The organism is Azospirillum brasilense, assembly GCF_007827815.1.
Lineage (GTDB): Bacteria > Pseudomonadota > Alphaproteobacteria > Azospirillales > Azospirillaceae > Azospirillum > Azospirillum brasilense_C.
On the sequence record NZ_VITH01000016.1, the window covers coordinates 76,232 to 93,236 of the forward strand.

Annotated in this window: 12 protein-coding genes; 9 read left to right on the forward strand and 3 right to left on the reverse strand. The window is 68.9% G+C overall.

Annotated features, from left to right (window positions below; genetic code table 11):
* Positions 1 to 38 precede the first annotated feature (38 nt).
* The 5 genes from FBZ83_RS26015 to FBZ83_RS26035 all read left to right on the forward strand — a co-directional run bounded on the left by FBZ83_RS26015 (position 39) and on the right by FBZ83_RS26035 (position 6,170).
* Positions 39 to 908 (forward strand): sugar nucleotide-binding protein, encoded by an 870-nt coding sequence (locus FBZ83_RS26015; protein ID WP_145689701.1) that lies wholly within the window; start codon positions 39 to 41, stop codon positions 906 to 908.
* A complete protein-coding gene (locus FBZ83_RS26020; RefSeq protein WP_145689703.1) occupies positions 905 to 2,101 on the forward strand; it encodes a class I SAM-dependent methyltransferase in 1,197 nt (398 codons plus the stop codon). The genes FBZ83_RS26015 and FBZ83_RS26020 overlap by 4 nt, the downstream gene beginning before the upstream one ends.
* Positions 2,102 to 2,366: 265 nt before the next feature.
* Positions 2,367 to 4,775 (forward strand): PEP/pyruvate-binding domain-containing protein, encoded by a 2,409-nt coding sequence (locus FBZ83_RS26025; RefSeq protein WP_145689705.1) that lies wholly within the window; start codon positions 2,367 to 2,369, stop codon positions 4,773 to 4,775.
* A gap of 40 nt (positions 4,776 to 4,815) precedes the next feature.
* A complete protein-coding gene (locus tag FBZ83_RS26030) occupies positions 4,816 to 5,418 on the forward strand; it encodes a gamma-glutamyl-gamma-aminobutyrate hydrolase family protein (RefSeq protein WP_186466192.1) in 603 nt (200 codons plus the stop codon).
* Complete coding sequence (locus tag FBZ83_RS26035; protein WP_145689709.1) at positions 5,415 to 6,170, forward strand: NTP transferase domain-containing protein; 756 nt, start codon at positions 5,415 to 5,417, stop codon at positions 6,168 to 6,170. The genes FBZ83_RS26030 and FBZ83_RS26035 overlap by 4 nt, the downstream gene beginning before the upstream one ends.
* A gap of 7 nt (positions 6,171 to 6,177) precedes the next feature.
* Here the strand turns inward: FBZ83_RS26035 and FBZ83_RS26040 are convergent, their stop codons facing one another.
* On the reverse strand, positions 6,178 to 7,332 hold the full coding sequence (locus FBZ83_RS26040) for a glycosyltransferase (protein ID WP_145689710.1): 1,155 nt from the start codon (positions 7,330 to 7,332) through the stop codon (positions 6,178 to 6,180).
* Complete coding sequence (locus FBZ83_RS26045; protein ID WP_145689712.1) at positions 7,332 to 7,718, reverse strand: hypothetical protein; 387 nt, start codon at positions 7,716 to 7,718, stop codon at positions 7,332 to 7,334. The genes FBZ83_RS26040 and FBZ83_RS26045 overlap by 1 nt, the downstream gene beginning before the upstream one ends.
* Before the next feature lie 255 nt (positions 7,719 to 7,973).
* Here FBZ83_RS26045 and FBZ83_RS26050 point away from each other — a divergent pair, with 255 nt between their 5' ends.
* The 4 genes from FBZ83_RS26050 (at position 7,974) to FBZ83_RS26065 (ending at position 14,467) form a co-directional block, all read left to right on the forward strand.
* Positions 7,974 to 10,370 (forward strand): glycosyltransferase family protein, encoded by a 2,397-nt coding sequence (locus tag FBZ83_RS26050; RefSeq protein WP_145689716.1) that lies wholly within the window; start codon positions 7,974 to 7,976, stop codon positions 10,368 to 10,370.
* A gap of 100 nt (positions 10,371 to 10,470) precedes the next feature.
* Complete coding sequence (locus FBZ83_RS26055) at positions 10,471 to 11,550, forward strand: NAD-dependent epimerase/dehydratase family protein (protein ID WP_145689717.1); 1,080 nt, start codon at positions 10,471 to 10,473, stop codon at positions 11,548 to 11,550.
* 49 nt (positions 11,551 to 11,599) lie between these two features.
* Complete coding sequence (locus FBZ83_RS26060; protein ID WP_145689719.1) at positions 11,600 to 12,670, forward strand: NAD-dependent epimerase/dehydratase family protein; 1,071 nt, start codon at positions 11,600 to 11,602, stop codon at positions 12,668 to 12,670.
* Between the two features lie 63 nt (positions 12,671 to 12,733).
* Positions 12,734 to 14,467 (forward strand): B12-binding domain-containing radical SAM protein, encoded by a 1,734-nt coding sequence (locus FBZ83_RS26065; protein ID WP_145689721.1) that lies wholly within the window; start codon positions 12,734 to 12,736, stop codon positions 14,465 to 14,467.
* Positions 14,468 to 14,501: 34 nt separating this feature from the next.
* Here the strand turns inward: FBZ83_RS26065 and FBZ83_RS26070 are convergent, their stop codons facing one another.
* On the reverse strand, positions 14,502 to 16,895 hold the full coding sequence (locus FBZ83_RS26070; RefSeq protein WP_145689723.1) for a glycosyltransferase: 2,394 nt from the start codon (positions 16,893 to 16,895) through the stop codon (positions 14,502 to 14,504).
* Positions 16,896 to 17,005: the final 110 nt, after the last annotated feature.

Consider the following 17,005-nt stretch of genomic DNA (forward strand, 5'->3'; position numbering starts at 1 on the left):
TGGCCAGCCCGCAGAATCCGTCTGCGTGAAGGAAATCCATGGGCAAGCGCATCCTCGTGGTCGGAGTCGATGGCGGCGTGGGCTCCGCGCTCGCCGCGCGGCTCCGCGCGCAGGGAATGCAGGTCACCGGAACCTCGCGCCGCCGGCCGGTCGCGGACACCGCGGGCGCCTGCATCCCGCTCGACCTTGCGTCCGATCTGTCCGGCTGGACGCCACCGGGGACCATCGACATCGCCTATCTCTGCGCGGCCATGACCGGCCTCGCCGGGTGCCGCGACGATCCGCAAACGGCGGATCGGATCAACCGGCACAACACCCTTCTTCTGGCCCGCCGGCTTGCCGATGCCGGTGCCTTCGTCGTGTTCCTGTCGACCAGCCTCGTTCTCGATGGCCTCGCTCCCCGCGCCGCAGCGGACGCGCCACGGAAGCCCGCCTGTGACTATGGGCGGCAGAAGGCTCTCGCGGAGGATGGCATCGCCGCCCTGGGAGCGTCCGCGGCGACCTTGCGGCTGACCAAGGTGATCCGTTCCGGAATGCCGGTCTTGGGCAACTGGCCCGCCGACCTTGCCGCCGGCCGCACCATCCACCCGTTCGACGATCTGCGCATGGCGCCGATCCGCGTCGATCATGCGGTGGAAGCCCTCGTTGCGGTGGGCCATGGGAGCGAGGGAGGGCTCTTCCAAGTTTCGGCAACCCACGACATCACCTATGCCGACGCTGCGTTCCACATCGCAGAACGCCTGGGCGTTCCGCGAGACCGCGTCAGCCCCTGCCGGTCGGACGAGGCCGGGGTGATCCTGATTGCCAATCCGCGGCACACGAGCCTGGACGCGACGCGCCTTGAACAGACATACGGGATCGCCGCCCCGTCCCCCTTCGACGCCCTGGACGCCCTCGCACCGCCATGACCATCGCCGCTCCTCTGTGCTGTCACGTCTGCGCCGCCGCAGACATCGCGGATGTCGAGGCATTCGCGTCCCTGGCGCGCACCACCTCGGACTGCCGCCCATGGCCGTCCGGAGGTCGGCTTGGCGTGTGCCCCATCTGCGGAACCGTGCAGGCCGGCGTCGACGCGGCCTGGCGGACCGAGATGGCCGAGATCTACGGCTCCTACGCCATGTTCCACCAACGGGGCGGAACCGACCATGCCGTCCGCGACAGCCAGGACAACACCCTGCGCAGCCGCTCGGGCGCGCTTCTGCAACGCTTCATCGCGTGGGACCAGCCTGCGGAGCGGGGACGCCTGCTCGACATCGGCTGCGGCACGGGTCCGCTGCTTCAGTCGGCCGCGCAGCTCCGCCCCGGCTGGAGTCTGGCGGGGGCGGAGCAGGACGACCGTGTCCGCGACCGCATCCTCGCCATCCCCGGCGTCGCGCTGTTCCACGCAGGGCCTCTGAACGCCTTGGATGCCACCTTCGACGTGGTGTCGATGGTCCATGTGCTGGAGCATGTCGCCGATCCCGCCGGTTTTCTGCGCCAAGCCGCCAGTCTTCTCGCTCCCGGAGGACGCCTGCTCGTTCAGGTGCCCTCGCTGACGGAAAACCCGTTCGACCTGACCATTGCGGACCACTGCTCCCACTTCACGGCCGACACGCTGAGCCGCGTGGTCCGAAACGCGGGGTTGCAGATCCTGCATGTGGATCGCTGGATTCCCAAGGAGCTTTCCGTCGTGGCCGGCTTGGCAAAAAGGGCGGTCGCCGCTTCTTCCCCGGCCGTGCCGGAAACCCGCTTGACCGGGGAACCGATGGCTGATCTGGCCACCGTGGAGCGGATGGTCTCCTGGCTTCATGCCGTGGGTGGAGCCGTCGAGCATTTGGCCGCGTCCGGGCCGGTCGGCCTGCTCGGAACATCGGTCGCGGCGACGTGGCTGGCCTCACAGACCAAGAACGAGGTTTCGTTCTTCGTGGACGAAGACCCCGTCATGCAAGGGACCCACTTTCTCGGGCGCCCCGTGCTGGCCATGGAGCAGGTGCCATCATCCGCCACGCTGTTCTGCCCGATGCCCCCCGCGCAGGCACACACCATCCGCGAGCGGCTGATCCGGATGAAGGCGGCATTCCGGATCGAGATTCCTCCTCCACTCCCCGGTTCCGTCCTCTGAAAGGCCAAGATCCACAAGATGATCGCCGTCTCGACGGCCACTGCGGATTCTCTTTACGGATGATTTACCGGACGTTCTTCATGGTAAAAGCCCGTGCGCGCTATGCTGGACACGGCAGATCCATGGGTGACTGGCTCCTCGACGACATCCTGCCGGCGTTCGGACATGCCCAGCGCCCCACCATGCCGCAGGCGATCGCCACACGTGCCTTGCTGCCCCGGACACAGGGATGGAGCCCCCACGCCTCGCATCACCGGACGTCCCAATGCCAGACCTGACCACGACCGCAGCAAAAGCCAGACATCACGGCCCGATCCATCGGGATCAGACCGATGGAAGCGGCTCCAACGAGCCCAGCCGTTCCCCCTGGCTGGCGCGGTCCAAGGCGGGCACGCTGGCAGCCTTGGCCGGCCAGCTGCAAAGCGCCAAGATCCCACCCTTGGAGATCGTGCCGCTGACGGAATGGCTGCGTGAGCCCGGACGAATCCTGGCCGTCCTCAAGGCCAAGGGCTGGTCCCTCATGGCCGTCCGATCATCCGCCGCACAGGAGGACGCCGCCGACGGCTCCATGGCCGGTGCGTTCACCACCCGGCTCCAGGTTCGCCCCGAAGATCTTGCCGAGGCTTGCGCGGACGTCGCCTGCTCGATGGCCGAAGCCCCCGGCCTCCATGAGTTCTTCGTACAGCCGATGGTCGAGGACGTGGTCATGGCCGGGGTGGCCTTCACCTGCGACCCCAACGGCGGCGGTCCCTATCACGTCGTCAACTACAGCGAGGGTCAGCGCACCGACGCCGTAACGAGCGGCGACGGCGAAGGGTTGCGCACCTGCTACATCCACCACGCGGCTCCGTGTCCGCCCGCCGCCCTGTCGGGAGTTGCGGCCCTGCTGCAGGAACTCGGCAACCTGTTCTCCGGCCTGCCGCTGGACGTCGAATTCGCCGTTCAGGGCGACGGATCGGTGGTGCTGCTCCAAGTCCGTCCCCTCGTCCTGCGGGTCCCTCGGCCGAACCCCGCCGAACACGCCGCCTGGGTCGAGCGGATCGCCGCCAAGGTGACCGCCGGCCAGACACGCCATCCCTTCCTGTTCGGCCAACGCACGGTTTACGGGGTGATGCCGGACTGGAACCCCGCCGAGATCATCGGTGTCCGGCCAAGGCCGCTCGCCCTGTCGCTCTACAAGGAGATGGTGACCGACGCCATCTGGGCCTATCAGCGCGACAATTACGGTTACCGCAACCTGCGCAGCTTCCCCCTGCTGCAGAGCTTCCAGGGCGTGCCGTTCATCGACGTGCGGGTCAGCTTCAACTCCTTCCTGCCCAAGGACCTGCCGGACGAACTGGCGGAGCGGCTGACCGACCATTACCTCACCACCCTCATCGAACACCCGGCCTGCCATGACAAGGTCGAGTTCGACATCGTGTTCAGCTGCTACACCTTCGATCTTCCGGAGCGGCTGGAACGGCTGGCGTCCGCCGGCTTCACCGAGACGGAGATCGGCACGCTGTCCGACAGCCTTCGCCGCCTCACCCACCGGATCATCCATCATGGGCAGGGCTTGTGGCGGCAGGACCGGGCGAAGCTGGACATACTGGCCACGCGGCGCCGCACGATCCTGGACAGCAACCTCGACAGCCTGCACAAGATCTATTGGCTGCTGGAAGACTGCAAGCGCTACGGCACTCTGCCCTTCGCCGGGCTGGCGCGGGCCGGCTTCATCGCGGTCCAACTCCTGCGCTCGCTGGTTGATGTCGGGGTCTTCTCGGAGGCCGAGCGCAGCCAGTTCATGCGTTCACTGGAAACCGTGTCGAGCGAGATGGGACGCGACTTCCAGCGGCTGTCGAAACCCGCCTTCCTGGATCGCTACGGGCATCTGCGACCGGGCACCTACGACATCACGTCGCCCCGCTACGACGCCGCGCCGGATCTGTATTTCGATTGGTCGAACCAGGACAAACCGCAGCCGCAACCGGCCGAAACCTTCTGCCTCAGCCTGGAGCAGTTCCGGCGGATCGAAGGGCTGATGAAGCAGCACGGGTTGGACGACTCCCTGCTGGGCCTGTTCGATTTCCTCAAGGCGGCGATCGAGGGGCGGGAATACGCCAAGTTCATCTTCACCGCCAACCTCAGCGACGCCATGGAGCTGTTCGCGGAGTGGGGGGCCGGGCTGGGCTTCGACCGCGAGGCGCTGTCCTTCGCCGACATCGGGACGGTTGCCCGCTTGGCCGGCGGGGCAGACGAGGCACACGGCCTGCTGGCGCGCTCCATCGCGGAAGGCCGCGAGCGCCATGCCCGCACGAACACGATCGTGCTGCCCCCTCTCGTCACCGAGCCGGGCGACGCATGGAGCTTCCATCTGCCCACGACCGCGCCCAACTTCGTCACCCAGAAGCGCGTTTCAGCCCCCGTCGCCCTGGCGGACGCCGGGCGCGCGGCGCTGCGGGACCGCATCGTCCTGATCCCCGCCGCCGACCCCGGTTACGACTGGCTGTTCACCTGCGGCATCGCCGGCTTCATCACGAAGTATGGCGGCATCAACTCCCACATGGCGATCCGGGCGCAGGAGCTTGGTCTGCCAGCGGTGATCGGGTGCGGCGAAGCCTATTACCAATCCTGGTCGCGGGCCCGCCGGCTGCAGATCGACGGCGCCGGACGGCAGGTGACGATCCTGATGTGAGCCGCTGATGCGCACAGCCCCAACCGACAAAGGAACGCGCATGCCCCTGCCGGTGATCGGCTTGACCCAGAGGGTCGAGGAGGTGGCGGACTGGAACGAGCGGCGCGACCAGCTCGACCAGAACTGGGTGCGCTTCGTCCAGGCGCTTGGGGCGGTGGCCCTGCCGCTGCCGAACCATCTGGAGACGGTGGAAGCCCTGGCGGAAGGATTGTCCGGGGTCATCCTCACTGGCGGCGGCGATCCGGGGGCGCTGGGGGGCACGGCGCCGGAACGCGACGCCGTCGAACAGGAGCTGATCCGCCGGGCCAGCGGCGGCGCCTTTCCTCTGGCCGGCGTGTGCCGGGGCTTCCAATCCCTGGCCTGCGCCTTCGGTGGCGTGTTCGCCGAGGCCACGGGGCACATCGGCACGCCGCACCCGATCGAGGGACGCTGGGGCGGGCGCACGGTCAACAGCTTCCATCGCTACGGCTTGCCCAGGGCCCCCGGACCCTGGATCGTGGAGGCCCGCAGCGCCGACGGCCTGATCGAAGCAATGCGCCACCCCACGCTTCCCCTGGCCGCCGTTATGTGGCATCCGGAGCGGACCCTGCCCTTCGATCCACGGGACATCGCCCTGTTCCGCAACCTGCTGGCCCTGCCATGAAAGCCATCCTTCTCGCCGCCGGCCGGGGTTCGCGCCTTGGCACCGCCACCGACACCCACCCCAAATGCTACGTCTCCCTGCACGGGCGTCCTCTGGTGCGGTGGCAGATCGAGGCGCTGACGGCCGCCGGGATCGGAGAGATCGCGGTGGTTCGCGGCTATCTCGCCGATTTCTGGGACCGGCAGGAACTGCCGGTGTCGCGCTTCTTCACCAACGACCGCTGGCAGCAGACCAACATGGTCGCCTCGCTGGCCTGCGCGGACGACTGGCTTGCCGCCGCTCCCTGCGTCGTCAGCTACACCGACATCGTCTACAGCCCCGGCAGCGTCCGCAGGCTGATGGCAGCGCCAGGCGACATCGCCATCACCTACGACCCGAACTGGCTGTCGCTGTGGAGCCGTCGTTTCGCCGACCCGCTGGACGACGCGGAGACGTTCCGGGTCGACGCGCGCGGACGGCTGGTCGAGATCGGCGCCCGCCCGAAGTCCCTCGCGGAGGTCGAAGGCCAATACATGGGCCTGCTCCGCCTGACGCCGGCCGGCTGGCGGACGGTGACGGATTATCTGGGCGGACTTCCGGCGGCGGAGGCCGACCGGCTCGACATGACCGGCCTGCTGTCCCGCCTGCTGTCCCGCGGGGTGGAGATCCAGGCGGTCCCCATCGCCGATCCCTGGTGCGAAGTCGATCAGCCGAGCGACCTCACCGTGGCCGAGCGGATCTTCAGCCCCGCCGGCGGCATCGTCGGACGCTGAACCGCCGCTACAACGCGTCCAGGTCCGCCAGGATCTGTTCGGCCCGGTGGCGCCACAAATGCTTGCGCGCGATCACCTCCGCCGCGGCGGCGCCCATGCGCATCCGGGCCGCGTCGTCGCGCAGGGCGCGGGCCGCCGCGTCCCCGAAGTCGGTGGCGTCGTAGTCGACATAGTGCGTGCCGGGCTGGAAGTCGGTGTGGAAATGCTCGTCGACGTCCGGACGGCGGACCCGGTTGATCATGACCACCGACCCGCAGCCCATGGCGTCGAGCGTGCGGAAATGCAGCGGCCACGCCGAATTGTTGACGGTCAGCCGCGACGACCGGTAGGCGGCGGCAAGATCGTGCGGATCGACCAGTTCTCCGCCATACCGGCGGGCATAATCCGGCCACAGGATCCAGCCGAGGTTGCCGAAGAAACGGACGTTGGAGGAGACGCGCAGCATGGCGTCGGCCACGGCGCGACGGTCCTTGATGCGCAACAGGACCTCGTCGAAGAGGAACAGCGCGTTTGCATCCAGCGCCTTCGGGGACAGCGTCACGCCGCGGCGCGCGCACTCGTCCACCAGAAATCCGTGGACCGCGCCCAGACGGATGTCGGCATAGCCGATGGACGACGCGAGGAAGGCGTCGGCGAATGCGGCGAAGGTTCCCACCACCTGCCCATCGACCTCGACGGCCGCCTGCATCACCGCTTCGGGCGGCGGCGGGTACATGTGCCCGATCAGCGAGAGATCCCAGAGCGGTTCCGTGGGCTTCGGTCGATGGATGTCCGGGTTCACGCCCGGCCACAGATACCGCCAGGCGGGCAGCGTGGCCGGATCGATCCCGTAAATGTCCGGCGGCAGCATGAAGTAGAAAAGGTCGCTGCCGCCGAACCGGTCGAGCAGCCGCTGCCCGTCATACTGGAAATCCTGCATCCAGGCGAGATGGCGGCACGGCACGTCGCAGCCGGTGATCTGGTCTCGGCAGCGGTTGATTTCCAGAATCGCGTCGGGGCGGAAATTGCCGAGGAAAGCGGTGAGCAGGCGCCCGTCCGGCAGCGGCCAGCCGGCGTGCGCATCCACCCCAAGTTCGGCGAAGCCGGCCCGCAGGCCCATCAGAACGTTGACGTAAAGCGGCGAGGCCGGAGCGAACAAGGCGATGCGCGGACGACGGGCCATCACCCGGCCTCCGGCACGGTCAGGCGGACGCGTCCGTCCACAAGGCGCGACGCCATGCGGCTCTGCTCCAGCAGGGCCATCGCCAGGAGCGAGCCATCCAAAGCGTCCGTGATGCCGTGCGCCACCAGATGGCGCTCGATCTCGCCGACGAAAGTGGAGCCGATGAGCAGCGCATCCCCCGCCCGGCGCATCGCGAGGTACCGGTCGAAGCGATGCATGGGCAGCCCGTCCACGCGGCCCTCGCGGAACGAGTCGACGTATCCGGCCACATCCAGACCCGAACGGATCAGATAGCGCGCCAAGGCCTGCCCGCCGGCACCCGAACCGTAGACATAGACGCGCGCATCCCGGGGCAGATCGGAGGCGATGACGAACGGAACGGCCATGAACACCCTGGAAGTGGCGCACTGGAAGCCCGGAAGCGGGCGGGATCGGGGAAACGATATGCGAAACGGACCGCGAGGAGGACACAATTCGCCCGGCCTGGCCCGCGCATGCGGCGCGTCCTCCACGCCCGTGAACCCGGCGCGCCGCAGCCGGTGAAGCGCGGCCCAGGCCGCGTCACCGATAAGGCCTTGACCCACCGTGAAGGGCTGCTCCAAGGTCGCTTCCCTCGATTGTCTTTCCCCCGAGCGGACATCATGGTGTCAGAGCCTCTCCTCGATCCCGACTGGCTCGCCCGCATCGACGCCGCCGACGTCGTTTTTGTCGCTCAGGACGGCTTCAAGCTCGCTCCCGCCCGTGTGCGCGCCTACAGCTTCGCGAAGCTGGTCAACCAGCGCGGACTGCGCGCGGAGGTGCTCTCCTTTTTCGATCATCTCGGCGCGACCGAGCAAGGCGGGCTGGCGGCCAATCTGCCGGAGGAGGAGAAACTCCGCCTGAATCTGGCCGCCTTCGAGATCCTGTCGCACAACCCGCGGGCGCTGCTCTACGTGCAGAAGGCCGGCTACCACGCGGTGTCCTGTCTGATGGCGGCGGGCTGCAACGGCAACCGGATCGTGCTCGACTACGACGATTACGATCTGGGCAGCCAGCCCTTCCGCCGGATCGAGCCCTGGCTGCCGTCGCTGAAGCCCGAGGAGTTCCTCGCCCGCTTCGCCGAACGGGCCCAGGCCTGCGTGGCGTCCAGCCGGCGCATCCTCGACCTGCTCGCCCCGTTCAATCCGAACACGCACCTCGTCCACACGGTGGCGGACCGCGACGTCTTCAATCCCGACCGCCGCGGCGAACCGCGCCGACGCTTCGGCGATTGCGTGAACATCTTGTGGTGCGGCGACGTGTGGGGCGACATCCCCATGAAGGACATCGTCTTCGGCGTCGATGCCTTCGCCCTGGTCCCGAGCCGCATCCGTCGCAAGGCCCGCTTCCACATCATCGGCTTCGGCCGCGCCTGGGAGGAATTGAAGCGCCGCCTGCGGCAGCGCCACCCGGAGATGGACAATCTGGTCTTCCACGAGCACATCCCGCCGGGCGAGTTCGGTGCGGTGCTCAACGAGATGGACATCGGCGTCCTGCCTTACGCCGACAACGCGTTCAACGCCTCGAAAAGCCCGACCAAGATGTTCGAGTACATGCTGACCAAGGTGGCGATCTGCGCCACGCCGGTCGGCGAGGCGGTCCATTGCCTGGAGGACGGCGCGTCCATTCTGCTCGGCGAGGGGCTGGAGGATTTCTCCGACCGGCTGGCGACTCTGATCGGCGACGACGGCAAACGCCGGGCCGTGGCCGAAGCCGCCTATGAACGGGCGCTCGCCGACTACACACTGGACGCCGTCGGCGACCGGCTGACCGCCATCATCCGGCAGGCCATGGCGCCGGACGCATCCGCCGGCCCGGCGGGCGTGCCTCTCGAAGCCTTCATGCGGCAGGCCCTCGGCCGCCGGCTGGCGATGCCCTCGCGCGAGGTGGCGCTCGCCCGCGGCGATCTGAAGGCTGCGGCCGCAGCTCCCGACCTCGCCACCGTCGATCCGCGCCGCTGGTCGGCGCCGCTGCTCGCCCTGCTGGATTGGCCGGGCGCCGCACGGAGCGAAGGCGTGCCTGAAGAGACGCTGGCCCGCATCCGCGAGGCGGCGCTCCGCCACCGCAACGCCCGCCGCCTGCGCCCGCGTCTGCGCATCGCCGCGACGGAACGGCCGGACGGGCCGCCGTGCCTTGGCAAGCTGGCCGCGTCGGAGGACTGGGAGGACCCGGCCTGGTTCGCATGGGCACAGCGCTTCAAGACGAACTGCGGCACCTTCCATGTCACCGCCGCCGACAACATTCCCGATTTCGAGGCGCTGCGGGACGACGAGCTGCTCAACCACGTCTACAGCTACTTCAAGCGCAGCCGGGGAACCTGGGAGCGCGTGCATATGCTGTACGGGCTGGACCGGCTGGGGCTGCTCGACGGGACGGCCCGGATGCTGGCCGTCAGCACCGCCGTCGACGGCTTCTATCTCGCCCTGACGGAATGGGCCGCCCATGTGGACGTGCTGGACATCGGCGCCGATGCCGCAGCGCGGGCGGAGCGCGCGGCGGCGGGCGAGATGGACACTTGGCTGCTGAAGCCCCGTCTGTTCCACCGCGACCGGATCGCCGTCCACCACGGCCCGCCCGGTGCCCATCCCGAAGCCGCCGGGGAACGGCCCTGGGACGCAGTCCTTCTGCTCCAGGACGCGATCTTCGATCCGGCGGCCGGCGAAGTGCTCGCCTGGGCGGACGAGCGGCTGGCGGACGGCGGCGTTCTGGCCATCATGGGCCGGCTGCGCCTCGACGGTGGTCCGGATGTGGCGGGCCTCGGCCCCGAACTGGCCGGCGACGGACTCGCGGCCCTGTTCGAACGGCACACAGGCTTCGAACTGCTGGGCGGCTTCGATTCATCGTTGAGCGACGCGACGCTCGACCGGCTGGTGCGGACCGGAGCGCCCGGCGCGGAGAATCCGCATCTGGTGGCGCTGACCGGCGACACCCTCCTCGCGTCCGTGGTCTGGTTCTGCCGCAAGACGGGTCCCACGGTGCCCGGCGGCTGGACGCGGCTGGCCGCGGCGCTGAGGGACTGATGCGAAAGCCTCGGCGGGGTGCAGGATTTGAGGCTTTGTTAACCGCCCCCCTTCGATCATCGACCCATTCGGCCGCAAGATATCTGGACAACGCCCCATCATGAACGCCACACGCCCCTGCAGGATCGTCGTCACCGGCGGGGCGGGATTCGTCGGCTCCAACCTTGCCCTTCTGTTCAAGCGCGACCAGCCCGAAGCCGAGGTCGTCGTCTTCGACAACCTGCGCCGGCGCGGTTCCGAACTGGCCCTGGAACGCCTGCGCGCGGGCGGCGTGCGCTTCGCTCACGGCGACGTGCGCAACCCGGAGGATCTGGAGGAACTCGGCGCTTTCGACCTGCTGCTGGAATGCTCCGCCGAACCGTCGGTGCACGCCGGCTATGACGGCAGCCCGGCTTACGTCATCAACACCAACCTCGTCGGCACGGTGAACTGTCTGGAAGCGGCGCGGCGCCACGGCGCCGACATGGTGTTCCTGTCCACCAGCCGCGTCTATCCCATCGACCCGCTGCGCCGGCTACCATTGGAGCGCGGCGCCACGCGGCTGGTCCTGCCGGACGGCGCCGCCGGGCCGGGCTGGTCGGCGGCGGGCATCGCGACCGACTTCCCGATGCCGGGCAGCCGCTCCATCTACGGCGCCACCAAGCTGGCGTCGGAACTGATGATCGAGGAATACGGCGCCATGTACGGCCTGCGCGCCGTCATCAACCGCTGCGGTGTGCTGACCGGCCCCTGGCAGATGGGCAAGGTGGACCAGGGCGTCGTCGTGCTGTGGGCGGCCCGGCATCTGTATGGCGGCACCCTGTCCTACAGCGGCTTCGGCGGAAAGGGGCTGCAGGTGCGCGACATGCTGCACGTCACCGACCTGTACGACCTGCTGACGGTGCAGGTGGCCGGCATGGACCGGTTCAAGGGCCGCGTCTTCAACGTGGGCGGCGGGCCGGAGGTGAGCGTCTCGCTGGCTGAGCTGACCGCGCTCTGCGCGGAGCGGGCGGGCCGAAGCATTCCCATCGCCGCCAGCCCGGAAACCCGCGCCGCCGACATCCCCTGGTACGTGACCGACAACGCGGACGTCACGCAAGCGACCGGCTGGCGCCCACGACAGACACCCGGCGTCATCATGGACGAGCTGTTCGGCTGGCTGGACGCCAACCGGCGCATCCTGGAACCGATTCTGTTATAGACGGCGCTTGGCGGTCCTCCGCTCCACTTTCCCCGAGGAGAATTCCCTCATGTCCGTCGTCATCGTCACTGGGTCCGCCGGCCTGATCGGCGCCGAAGCCGTCGGCTTCTTCGCGGAGAAGGGGTTCGACGTCGTCGGGGTGGACAACGACATGCGCCGCTACTTCTTCGGCGACGAGGCGAGCACGGCTTGGAGCCGGGAGCGGCTGGAGAAGCGTCACCCGTCCTACACGCACGTCACCGCGGACATCCGCGACCAGGGCGCCATCGACGCGCTGTTCGCGCGCTACGGAGCATCCATCGCGCTGGTGATCCACACGGCGGCCCAGCCGTCGCACGACTGGGCGGCGCGGGAGCCCTTCACCGACTTCTCGGTCAACGCCAACGGCACGCTGAACCTGCTGGAGGCCGCGCGGCGCCATTGCCCGGACGCGCCCTTCATCTTCACCTCGACCAACAAGGTCTACGGCGACACGCCCAACGCCCTGCCGCTGGTGGAACTGGAGAGCCGCTGGGAGCTGGACTCGTCCCACCCCTGGGCCGCCCACGGCATTCCGGAGGCGATGAGCATCGACCAGACCAAGCACAGCCTGTTCGGCGCCTCCAAGGTCGCCGCGGACGTGATGGTGCAGGAATACGGGCGCTATTTCGGCATGAAGACCGCCTGCTTCCGCGGCGGCTGCCTGACCGGGCCGGGCCATTCCGGCGCCCAGCTCCACGGCTTCCTGGCCTATCTGGTGAAATGCGCGGTCACCGGCACGCCCTACCGGGTGTTCGGCTACAAGGGCAAGCAGGTGCGCGACAACATCCATTCCTTCGATCTGGTGAACGCTTTCTGGCATGTCTTCCAGAAGCCGCGCAGTGCCGAGGTCTACAACATCGGCGGCGGGCGCCATTCCAACTGCTCGATGGCGGAGGCCATCACCAAGGCCGAGCAGCTGACCGGCCGCCCGATGGCCTGGAGCTACGACGAGACCAACCGGATCGGCGATCACATCTGGTGGATCAGCGACATCCGGCGTTTCCAGGAGCATTATCCGGACTGGTCGCTGACCCGCGATATCGACGGTATCCTGGCCGAGATGCATGCCGAAATGACCGACCGGTTTGCCCGCCCGTGACGGCTGGCCAGTGACGGTTGGCCCGAGAATGACGATCCGCGGGGAGCGGTGGAAGGAAGCGCGATGAAGGTCCTGTTCAGCAATCCGCCCTGGTGGGTCAAGCGGTTCGAGTTCGCCGGCGACGACGCCCCGGCCTCCGCCTGGTTCAGCGGCGTGCGCGCCGGTTCGCGGTGGCCGCACACCAACCAGGCCCACTCCGCGCCCGGCAACTTCGTGTTCGGGGAGTATCTGCCCTATCCCTTCTTCATGGGCTACGCCGCGACCTACGCCGCCAAGGCCACCGGGGCGAAGGTCGTCTTCCGCGACTCCGTCGCGCTGCGCGAGTCCTACGACAGCTATTTCCAGCATCTGCGGGAAGAGCGGTACGAGTACATCTTCATCGAGACGGCGACGCCCTGCTGGGACCACGACCAGACCATCGTGCGGCGCGTCAAGGAGATCCTGCCCGACACCAAGATCGTGCTGACCGGCGCCATGTCCGCCAAGGGCGAGGCGGTGATGGAGCAGTTCCCCATCCACGCCGTCATCCAGGGCGAGTACGAGAAGGGCAGCGTGCGCGTGCTGAACGGCGCGTCGGGTGTTCTTCCCCACGAACTGCTGACGGTGGCGGAGATGAACGCCGCGCCCTATCCCTACTTCGACGAGGTCATCGCCCATCGCTATTGGGACGTGAACCCCGCCGGGCAGAAGGCGCCACAGCTCCAGGTCTGGGCCAGCCGCGGCTGCCCCTACAAGTGCATCTTCTGCGTCTGGCCGGCGACCATGACCGGCAACGACCCGGACGGCACCGGCAAGCGCTCGGTCCGCTTCTACGAGCCGGACTATGTGGAAGGGATGCTGCGCGAGTTGGTCGGACGCTACGGCTACCGGTCCATCTATTTCGACGACGACACCTTCAACCTCGGCGACAAGCACGTCCTGGGGATATGCGAGGTGATGACCCGCATCGGCCTGCCCTGGTCGGCCATGTGCCGCGCCGACACCATCAAGCTGGAAACGTGGCAGGCCATGCGCGACAGCGGCTGCTTCGGCGTCAAGCTGGGCTTTGAGAGCGGCAACCAGTGGGTCAACGACAACATCGTCAACAAGCGCCTGAACCTTGAGACCGCGCGCGCCGCGGTGCATGAGATCAAGCGTCTGGGCATGACGGTGCACGGCACCTTCACCTACGGCCTGCCGGGCGAAACGCGCGAGCAGATGCAGGACACCAAGGCCTACATCGCCAGCCTGCCGCTCGACACCTTCCAGGAGACGGGCTGCGGCGAGATCGAGGGCACGCCGATGTCCACCCTGCGGGAGAAAGGCCATCTCGACCGCTACGCCGGGGCGGCGCTCGACGAGCAGTATCTTTACGTGCCGGACGGCGGCGAGAAGATGCGTCGCCTGTCCGAAGGCGACCTCGCCATCGGAGCCGACAAGGCCAAGAGCAGCTCCGACTACCTCATCCGCCAATGGCGTGCGCTGGGTGCTGCGGTGACCGAAGCGGCGGCCGACGGGCCGGTGGCCTTGTGGGGCATCGGCACCGACTTCTTCGAGACGCTGGGGCAGGTGCCGGCGCTGAAGCCGCTCATCACGGAGGGCCGCGTGCGGCTGTTCGACGGCAAGCTGGCCGGCCAGTCGCTGGACGGCGCTCCGGTGGAGGCCCCCGCCACCCTGCCCGGCTTCGCGGGGCCGGTCTTCCTGACGCCCCGCATCGTCTCCTCCCGCACGGCGATGCGACAGGACGCGACGCGGCTGGGAATTCCCGCCGCAGCCCTGCGCGATCTCTACGACGACACGCCTGTCTTGGCCGAGTAAGGCCCGGCGGAGTGAAGCCAGACGGAGAAGCCGGTCAGGCCAGGAGCCCGGCCAGCCTCTCCCACCCGCCATCCGGGGTGGCGGCCTGCTTGCGGGCGAACCAGACGGCGGTGACGTGCAGGGCCTCGCCGGTGCGGGCGGCGAAGTTCGGGTTTGCGGAGCCCGGGACGCCGGTCGTCACGAAGCGGTCGAGCGTGGCGTCGCTGAGCGACAGGTCCACCGGCCCCGGCAGTTCCAGTCCGGTGCCCGCCAAGGCGTCTCCCAGGTCCTCGGCCTGACTCGGGGTGAGCCCCGGCACGCCCGGACGCCCATTCAGCCGGATCTCCGCCGAGAAGGCCAGCACCCCACCCGGCGCCAGACGTTGGTCGATCCAGGCCAGCACCTCCGCCGCCTTGCCCTCTTCCGCCAGACGCGGCAGCGTGTTCTGCGGCAGGACGACGGCGTCCCACGGCGCGTCGGCGAACAGATCCCGTCCGGGCATCCCGTGATGGATCGCGATGCGGTCGCGGTGGAAGCGGCGCGGCTTGGCGAGCCAGGGGTCGCGGTCGCCGCGCCCCACCCGCTCCGCATGGGCCGCCGCCCCTGGCCCGACATCGACCACCCCGACGGCCCGCGCCAACTCGGTCAGCATGAGGTAGAAGCCGTCCACCTCGGCGCTCACCACCAGGGCGCGGGGGCTCCGCTCCAGCAGCCCCAGCCGGTCGAGGCCGTAGAGGAACTGAGCGCGCTCCCAGGTGCCGCGGCTGCGCTTGAAGAAATTGTCGATGTTGTTGCGGGCATCCTCGTCGCGGCGGCGCTCCGCGTCGGCGTCGTCGATGTAGGGGGCCTGGAAGGTCGAGACGTTGGTCCGCACCCGCACCGCCCAGGGCCGCCAATTCGGGTCGTCCCAATCCTCCGCCGCGGCGAGCTTGCCGAGCGCCGGAGGGCCGGGGGGCCGCTCCCGCGCCGGCAGGAGGATTTCCGGGCGCAGCCGGGCGGCGTTGCGGTGGCGCGCCGCCGCGGTCTTCAGGGCGGCCACGCGGTCCGGCGCCACCCGCTCCACGCTGGTCAGGCCGGGCCAGTCGAGGGCGGCGACCAGCGGCCCGCTCCAGCGGCGCGGGTCGGCGGTCTCCAGGTTCTCGGTGGCCAGCAGGGCTTCCAGGTCGCGGCGCATCAGATGCACCTCGCGCGGGGCCGGCGGGACCGGCCGGGCGAGGCGGGCGGCCAGGAAATCCTCCAGCGTCGTCACCGGCTGGGCCTCCGCCCGTAGCTCCGGCTCCAGCAGGCCGCGGACGACGGCGGCCAGCCGGGGGGCGATGCCCTGGAGGGAGAAACGCTCCATCGCCACCCGATGCGCGGCCTCGGCGACGTCCCGGCGGAAGGCGTCGTCACCGATCAGCCGGGCGAGCGCCGCGGAGTAGCCCTCCATCCCCTCGGCCAGCAGTCCGGACACGCCGTTTTCCAGGCAGTGCGTCACCTCGCCCACCGGCGTGGCGCAGACCGCCACCTTGGCCAGCAGGAACTCGAACATCTTGGTCGGGCTCTTGGCGACGTTGAACTCGTTGGCCGAGTAGGGCAGCACGCCGATGTCCATCTCCCGCAGCACGGCGGGGATCTCGGTCGGCGGGATGAACTCGTGCAGTTCGAGGTTGGGCAGGTCCGGAAAGCGCTCCCTCAGGCGCCGCTTCAATTCCTCCCAGGCCCGCCCGAAGCCGATGATGTGGAAACAGGCGCGGTCGCGCACGGCGCGGGGGACCAGCGCGAAGGCGTCCACCGCGAACAGCACGTCCTTCATGGGGATGTCGCCCCAGAAGTCGCCGGAATAGAGGATGTTCACCCGGTCCCCGAAGCGGCGGCGCGGCGCGTCCCGTCCGTCGGCGGTGAACAGATCCTGGTCGGCCACCGTGTGGATCAGGTGCGTGTTCGAATTCAGCGGCGCCAGGAGGGCCTGGAGCCGGTGGCTGGCCGCCACGCAGGCGCCGGCCCGGTTGGCGACCGTGTGGAAGAGCTGGTCGGGGCGCAGGCTGGGGAACCAGGGCTCCAGCCGGCGGAAGGGCTGCATGTCCAGTTCGTAGTCGTCGTAGTCGAGCACGATCCGGTTGCCGCCCCGCTCCGCCGCCAGGGCGGCCGCCAGCGTGTGGTAGCCGACCTTCTGGACGTAGAGGATTGCCCGCGGGTTGGTCGCCAGCACCCGGTGCGCCTCCAGGTTCAGGCAAATCTTCTCCTCCTCGGGGATGGTCGATAGGGCGCCGGCCTGATCGGCGGCGCCCAGATGGTCGAAGAAGGACAGCACCTCCGCCCGCAGCCCCTGCTGGCGCAGCGCCTTGGCAAAGTTGTAGCAGCGCACCCGCGCGGAGGGCTGCCGGAAGCCGTCCTGGGCCAGGAAGATGACGTCCGCCGCCGCGTAGCGGGCGAGGGCATCCGCGTCGAAGGTCGGCGGCAGGGTCATGGGGGCTCGGTGCAGGAGGCGGGAGGGGAACCGCTATCTACCGCCGCTCCGCGAGCCTGGGCAAGCCTTCCCGCATGGGCTGTGACCAGTGCCTTGGCTGTGGCCATTCT

What these genes read in the sequence shown, in the direction of transcription:
- FBZ83_RS26015 (WP_145689701.1), top strand. Translation starts at nt 39, where the DNA reads ATGGGCAAGCGCATCCTCGTGGTCGGAGTCGATGGCGGCGTGGGCTCC.
- FBZ83_RS26020 (WP_145689703.1), top strand. Translation starts at nt 905, where the DNA reads ATGACCATCGCCGCTCCTCTGTGCTGTCACGTCTGCGCCGCCGCAGAC.
- FBZ83_RS26025 (WP_145689705.1), top strand. Translation starts at nt 2,367, where the DNA reads ATGCCAGACCTGACCACGACCGCAGCAAAAGCCAGACATCACGGCCCG.
- FBZ83_RS26030 (WP_186466192.1), top strand. Translation starts at nt 4,816, where the DNA reads ATGCCCCTGCCGGTGATCGGCTTGACCCAGAGGGTCGAGGAGGTGGCG.
- FBZ83_RS26035 (WP_145689709.1), top strand. Translation starts at nt 5,415, where the DNA reads ATGAAAGCCATCCTTCTCGCCGCCGGCCGGGGTTCGCGCCTTGGCACC.
- FBZ83_RS26040 (WP_145689710.1), bottom strand. Translation starts at nt 7,332, where the DNA reads ATGGCCCGTCGTCCGCGCATCGCCTTGTTCGCTCCGGCCTCGCCGCTT.
- FBZ83_RS26045 (WP_145689712.1), bottom strand. Translation starts at nt 7,718, where the DNA reads ATGGCCGTTCCGTTCGTCATCGCCTCCGATCTGCCCCGGGATGCGCGC.
- FBZ83_RS26050 (WP_145689716.1), top strand. Translation starts at nt 7,974, where the DNA reads ATGGTGTCAGAGCCTCTCCTCGATCCCGACTGGCTCGCCCGCATCGAC.
- FBZ83_RS26055 (WP_145689717.1), top strand. Translation starts at nt 10,471, where the DNA reads ATGAACGCCACACGCCCCTGCAGGATCGTCGTCACCGGCGGGGCGGGA.
- FBZ83_RS26060 (WP_145689719.1), top strand. Translation starts at nt 11,600, where the DNA reads ATGTCCGTCGTCATCGTCACTGGGTCCGCCGGCCTGATCGGCGCCGAA.
- FBZ83_RS26065 (WP_145689721.1), top strand. Translation starts at nt 12,734, where the DNA reads ATGAAGGTCCTGTTCAGCAATCCGCCCTGGTGGGTCAAGCGGTTCGAG.
- FBZ83_RS26070 (WP_145689723.1), bottom strand. Translation starts at nt 16,895, where the DNA reads ATGACCCTGCCGCCGACCTTCGACGCGGATGCCCTCGCCCGCTACGCG.